The sequence below is a fragment of the Thiohalorhabdus sp. genome (genome assembly GCF_036628635.1).
Taxonomy (GTDB): domain Bacteria; phylum Pseudomonadota; class Gammaproteobacteria; order Thiohalorhabdales; family Thiohalorhabdaceae; genus Thiohalorhabdus.
Map to the genome: position 1 here is coordinate 1 of NZ_JAZKRM010000081.1, position 5,859 is coordinate 5,859.

7 protein-coding genes and 1 riboswitch are annotated in these 5,859 nt (G+C 68.2%); of the genes, 5 read left to right on the forward strand and 2 right to left on the reverse strand.

Annotation, left to right across the window (positions count from 1 at the left end; all coding sequences use genetic code 11):
- Nucleotides 1-168: 168 nt before the first annotated feature.
- Nucleotides 169-840 (reverse strand): ABC transporter ATP-binding protein, encoded by a 672-nt coding sequence (locus V5A19_RS13445; RefSeq protein WP_332319816.1) that lies wholly within the window; start codon nt 838-840, stop codon nt 169-171.
- Nucleotides 841-996: 156 nt separating this feature from the next.
- On the opposite strand from V5A19_RS13445, the gene V5A19_RS13450 reads away from it, so the two are divergent.
- The 5 genes from V5A19_RS13450 (at nt 997) to V5A19_RS13470 (ending at nt 5,333) form a co-directional block, all read left to right on the forward strand.
- Nucleotides 997-1,950 carry a GGDEF domain-containing protein gene (locus tag V5A19_RS13450; RefSeq protein ID WP_332319817.1) on the forward strand — a complete coding sequence of 318 codons (954 nt, stop codon included), beginning with the start codon at nt 997-999 and terminating at the stop codon, nt 1,948-1,950.
- On the forward strand, nt 1,943-3,001 hold the full coding sequence (locus V5A19_RS13455; RefSeq protein WP_332319818.1) for a hypothetical protein: 1,059 nt from the start codon (nt 1,943-1,945) through the stop codon (nt 2,999-3,001). The genes V5A19_RS13450 and V5A19_RS13455 overlap by 8 nt, the downstream gene beginning before the upstream one ends.
- 72 nt (nt 3,002-3,073) lie before the next feature.
- Nucleotides 3,074-3,964 (forward strand): STAS domain-containing protein, encoded by an 891-nt coding sequence (locus V5A19_RS13460; protein WP_332319819.1) that lies wholly within the window; start codon nt 3,074-3,076, stop codon nt 3,962-3,964.
- A 9-nt stretch (nt 3,965-3,973) separates the two neighbouring features.
- Complete coding sequence (locus V5A19_RS13465; RefSeq protein ID WP_332319820.1) at nt 3,974-4,351, forward strand: hypothetical protein; 378 nt, start codon at nt 3,974-3,976, stop codon at nt 4,349-4,351.
- Nucleotides 4,352-4,383: 32 nt separating this feature from the next.
- Nucleotides 4,384-4,651, forward strand: a riboswitch (cobalamin riboswitch).
- 124 nt (nt 4,652-4,775) lie between these two features.
- Complete coding sequence (locus tag V5A19_RS13470; RefSeq protein ID WP_332319821.1) at nt 4,776-5,333, forward strand: hypothetical protein; 558 nt, start codon at nt 4,776-4,778, stop codon at nt 5,331-5,333.
- On the opposite strand, the gene V5A19_RS13475 is transcribed toward V5A19_RS13470, so the two are convergent.
- Nucleotides 5,323-5,775, reverse strand: a complete 453-nt coding sequence (locus tag V5A19_RS13475; RefSeq protein ID WP_443081469.1) for a hydrogenase maturation protease — start codon at nt 5,773-5,775, stop codon at nt 5,323-5,325. The two genes, V5A19_RS13470 and V5A19_RS13475, sit on opposite strands and share 11 nt — an antisense overlap.
- Nucleotides 5,776-5,859 lie beyond the last annotated feature (84 nt).

A 5,859-nucleotide genomic window follows, 5' to 3' on the forward strand; every position in this document is an offset into this window, starting at 1 on the left:
TGGCCGCCACCATGGCCACCCCCAGGGCGATGGCCCCGGCCATGCCGGCGGCCTGGCCGGGCCTGCCGGCCAGCGGGCCCCACACCAGGGCCCGGAACAGCAGGCCGGAGCCGCGGCGGGCCCTTGCGCCGCCTTCCTGTGTCCGCCGACGCCGCAGCCAACCGGGGATCAAGGTTCGGGATGGAGGTTGTGGTGGGTCAGCCGATAGCGGGTGTGGGCGCGCGCCGCCACCTCGGGGGCATGGGTCACCACCAGGGTGGTGGCGCCGGCCTCGGCCACCACCTCGGTGAGGAGGTCCAGCATGCCCGCGGCCGTCTCCTCGTCCAGGTTGCCGGTCAGCTCATCGGCCAGGAGGATCGGCGGGCGGTGGATCAGGGCGCGAGCGATGGCGGCGCGCTGGGCCTGACCGCCGCTGAGATGACGGGGATAGGCCTGCGCCCGGTCGGCCAGCCCCAGCCGCTCCAGGAAGGCGACCACCTCCGAATCGGTCCATTCCCGACCACTGAGGGCAAGCGGTAAAGCCACGTTCTCGGCCAGGGTGAGGTAGGGAAGCAGATGGAACTGCTGGAAGACGAAGCCCAGGTTGCTGCGGCGCCAACGTGCCGCCGCCGATTCGTCCAAAGCGGTCACATCCGTTCCCAGGACATCCACCCCTCCAGCGTCGGGCACCGCCAGGCCCGCTACCAGGTTGAGCAAGGTGGACTTGCCCACGCCGCTGGGACCCAGAACGGCGACGAGCTCGCCCGGTGTCACTTCCAGCGAAAGTCCGTCAAAAAGGGGCCGTTCGGCGCCGGGATAGGCAAACCGGATGGCTTCCAGGTGGATGGCGGCTTCGGGCAAGGCGGGATCTCCGCAAAGGGACCCACCAAGCTACCCTGCCAGCCACGATTTCCTCAACCGGAAAAATCGCACCGACCCCGGCCATTCCCCCACCCCTGTCCCCCAATCGGGCAAAGGGCTATAATTGTCCAACTTTCCAATCCGTCCTGGCAGGCTATGGCAACCCCCCTGTTGCAGCTCACCCTGGCCGTGGAGCCGGACCGCCAGCGCCTCATGCGGTTCATTCTGGAGGCCGTGGAGGCCTTGGGAGGCAACAGCTTCCGGGCGGCTAACGAGATCCAGGGGCCGCTCGGGGAGCTGGCCCAGCTGCGCCAGGACCGGGAAGTCGCTTCACCCACCATCCACCTCGAGCTTGCCGACCACCGACTTCAGCTGCGCTGGGCGGACACCATCCGATCCCTGGTGGATCTGCCTGCCACCCCCGACAGCGACACCATCAGCGCCCTGGCAACCCGCCTGAAGCAGGCCACCGAGGCGGTGGATCCCGAGCTCCTGCGGCAGCGCAACGCCGAAATCACGCAAGAGCTGGAAGCTGCCAAGGAGCGAGCGGCGCAGGAGCTGGACAAGCTCGAGCGCGACCTTTCGGACAAGCACGCCGAGCTACAGGACACCCTCCGCCAAGCGGAAACCGACGACCTCACCGGACTGCTAAACCGCGGCGCCTTCGAGAAGCGCCTGGAGGAGTCGGTTCGCCGCAGCCACCGGCAGGAGGAGCCGCTGGCCTTGATCCTGCTCGACCTGGACCATTTCAAAGAGGTCAATGATACCTACGGCCACCAGTATGGTGACCGCTACTTGGGACGCATGGCGCTAGCCATGACCGACGCTGTGCGCGAGGACGTGGATCTGTGCTGTCGAGTGGGCGGCGACGAGTTCAGCATCATCGCCTTCGCCGATACCGCTACCACCGAGGGCATGGCCACCCGGGTACTGGAAGCCATGGATGGCCAGATCAGTATCGGCCTGGCCAGCCTCCACCCGGACGAAAGCGGCGATTCGTTGGTCAAGCGCGCCGACAGCGCCCTGTATGCCTCCAAGAACGCCGGCCGCGGCCGCATCACCAACGCGGAGCACACCACCCCCCCCGCTTCAACCGCCGACAATGGCTGATACCGCCTTCGATCCCGTTCAGCTCAAGATCGAGCACCCCATTCGGGACGACAGCAGCCAAGTCCTGCTGCGCTCCCGGCTACGGGCGGTCTCCCGTCGCATGGGCTTTCGCGATGTGGTGCGCGAGCGGCTGGAGATCGTCGCCAACGAGCTCATGAGCAACCAGCTCAAGCACGCCGGCGGCGGCTTCGTGCAGTTGTGGGAGGTACGAATGCCCCAGCCGGCACTGGATCTGTTCGCTCTGGACTACGGTCCGGGCATACCGAATCTTCAGGCGGCCCTCCGGGCGGGCCACTCCACGGTGGGGACGCTGGGGCGGGGTCTGGGCTCCATTGACCGTTTGGCCCACCACGCGGAGCTGTTCACCGTACCCGATTCCGGCAACAGCCAGTGGCATGGAGTGGCTGCCTGGGCCCGTTTCCTTCCGGAGGGCCACACCCAACAGCCGGACCAGGTCCACCCCGAGGTGGGCATGTACCTGCGGGCCTATCAGGACCGACCGGCCAACGGCGACTGCGTGTGCCTTTCGAAAACCGAGGCGGGTCGGCTACGCTGGCTCCACATGGACGGCCTCGGACACGGCGAGCAGGCAGCGGACGCCGTGTCCGGCCTCACCGACCTGGTAGCCGGGGCAGACCCGCCAGCCACGGTCATGGAACTGTTGGGGCGGCGGCTGCGGGGCACCCGCGGCGCAGTAGCGGCCTTCGCCGAGGTGGACCCGGTTGCCCGAGAGGGCACCCTGTTGGGTGTGGGGGACATCGCCGCCTACCAGGTGGACAACCGGAGCCGCCACAACTTCCCGTTCCCCCCCGGGGTTCTGGGTCAGACCCGGGAAGCCAAGGCGGAGCAGGCAGCGGCCCTGGACTTGGCCCCGGGGACAACGCTGGTAACCGCCTCCGACGGCATCCGCGGCCGCTGGGAGCCGACCGCCTTTCCGGGCCTGTTCCGCTTACACCCGCAGCTCATCGCCTTCTTCCTGGGCCATTTGCTGGGGCGTGCCAATGACGACCGGTCGCTGTTTGCCGTCCGCGTTCTGGACCGACCGGGGTAGCTGCCGGGTTACCCGCTCGGTCCAGTCACTCACAACCGCCACGGACAACCTAAACGGGCAGGGATAAAGCTTATGCCAGGGGAATCGGAGGTCTCGCTCAACGAGCTGCTGATCGAGCAGCTCAACGTCAATATGGCCAACATCTCCTCGATCATCGAGAAGGAGGGCCAGCAGCTTTTCGGCCAGTCCAACCTGCTGTCCAACGAGGAGATTACCGAATACACCCTGGAATTCCTGGAGCTGTTCGTGAAGCTCCTGCAGGCGGATAGCCGCATCGACCGCCGTCGCAAGGAATTCAAGGCCCTTCGCGAGTTCTTCACCAATTTCTCCCAGCAGCTCCAGCTGCGCGGCGGCGACCTGTCCGAGTTCGTGCGCTATGTTCAGTTCCTGCAGCGGGTCTTTTTGGAAAACCTCCAGGAGGACCAACGCCTTACTTTCCAGCAGAGCCGCGAGCTTCTGCTCCAGCTGGCCTCGGTGTTCAACGACATCACCCTGGATGTGTTCAATGTCTACCTGGAGGAGAAGGAGCGCACCATCACTGCGCAGCAGGAGGAGCTGCGGGAGACCTCCACCCCCATAACCGAGATCTGGGACGGTGTGCTGACCCTCCCCATAATCGGCACCCTGGACAGCTCCCGGACCATGACCGTCATGGAGAAGCTGCTCGCCCGCATCGAGGCCGACCGCGCCAAGGTGGTGGTCATGGATGTGACCGGTGTGACCGCCATCGATTCCCAGATCTCCCACCACCTGATCCAGATGATGCGGGCCATTGGCCTCATGGGGGCCGACGCCATCCTAACGGGCATCCGCCCGGAGATCGCCCGCGCCATGACCAACCTGGAGATCGACCTGGGTGGCATGATCACCCGCTCGACCCTATCCGAGGGACTCAAGGAGGCCTTCCGGCGCCTGGGGATCCATGTTTCGCCGGCCCGCGGCGACGCCGGTGAAACCAGGTAGGGGGCCGCGGTGGATCGGCTGCACGTAACCCCGCTGGGCGAGGCCCAGATCCTCCTGGAGCCCGGGGAAGCCCTGGATCCCAGCGACTCGGACGAGGATATGGCCCAGCTCTATGCCCAGCTTCAGGACCACGGGGCCCGGCGGCTCATATGCGATCTGGGTGGCCTGCCGGTGGTGGATCCGGTGTATTACGGCTGGCTGGAGCGCCTTGCCACCCTGTGCGGGGTGGCGGGCATGGAAATGGTGGTGGTCAACATGCGGCCGGCGGCTGCCTACGCCCTCGCCCGCCAGCTCGACGGTCCGCCCGCCTTCGCCTGCGAGCGCAGCGTCGAAAGGGCTCGCCGCCGGCCCCTGGAGCAACCCGAGGAAGGGGCAGCCGGCGGTTAACGGGGCCCTTGCCCTTCGCCATCATCCCCCGTATCTTGGGCGTCGCCTTCGGTTAAGCCCAATATCTGGGTAACAGGGAACCCGGTGCGATTCCGGGACTGACGCGCAGCGGTGTTGGGGAAGGCAGGCCGCAGGGGACTCCGGGTCCCCGGGCACTGTCCCGCCCCTGAGCCTCCCACCGAGGTGGGCTACGGGCCGACCCGGTAGGGGCTCAGGGGCAGGATGGGAAGCCGCGGTCTGGGTCTCGCCGAGGCGGGACCACCCCTCAGTCCGAAGACCTGCCGGAGGCCCCGAGGCAGGCCTTGCCTCGGGGAACCCGTGCGAGCCTTCGCGACTAGGGCTCCGGGATCCGGCCCCGCCGTTGCCCCGGGCCGCTCCCGGCCCTGGACGTTGGCTCCGATCCGCGAGCGATTGGAGACCGAACATGCCAGCATCCCAGCCTCGGCCGGCAACGCCCGGCGACGCCGTCCCCTCCCAGCCGTTTCCGGAATGGACCGTAACCCACACCGAGCGGGTCCTGCGCGCCCTGGAAGGGCGGGGACCGGCCAATGAGGCCCGGGTCCGGGACCGGGCCCGACAGGCTGTAGCGGATCTGGACCGGGAAGTGGACAGCCATGCCAGCACGGCACAGGTCTGCGACCACCTATGGGCCCGCTTGCTTTGCGCCGGCTTCCCCGTGGCCGCCCGCTTCTTTCGCCCGGTGGCTCCGCGGGGAGCACCGGTTCTCTGGGTGCGGCGAGGCGACGGCGGTGCCGACGGGCTCCACCGGCGGCGGGTGGAAGCTTTGCTGCAGCGCCTGGGCCGGGTCCACGCCGGCGAGGAGCTGGACGGGATCCGGATTGCCCGTGCGTGCAACGGTCTCCTGCGCAACGGCCTGGGCGAAGCGGAGCTGGCGCGCGCGCTGAGCCTGACGAGCCCGGGGCAGGCCGCGATCCTGCGTCGGCTGTGCCAAGGCGGAACGGCCCTTCCGGTTAGCCCCTGACCCCGCCTGCGGAGCCCGCCGAAAACGCGACCACCTCCCGCTGAACGGCTTCAACCGCCTCCGCCAGCACCGCCTCGCCCGGCAGGGACCCGTCAGGGATGGCTACACCGATCACCACCCAGGGCGGCAGCTGGTCCAGGCGCTCACCCAGGGCGAGGGCCTCTGCCACGCCAAAGCCGTGGGTGGAGGTCGGGCTCGGTTCGGTCAGCTGCTCGGTGGTTGTTAAACGGTGGAGGGGCCCGGCATGGGCGGGCGAACGGACGGCGTCCACGATAACGGCGAAATCCGCGTCGACCACGGCGGTAACAAGCGCCGGCCCCGGGCGATCCAGGGCCTCCAGCCGAGCGCGCCCCTCCCCTTGGGCGGTCAGGCGCTCGACCACCATCCAGCCCAGCCGGTCGCCTCCCTCGGGCGAGCCCACCCCCAGCACCACCCCCGCCATCAGCCGCGCTCGAGGGTCAGGTCCAGGAAGTGGGTGGCGCAGGAGATGCAGGGGTCGTAGTTGCGGATCACCTGCTCGCCGAGC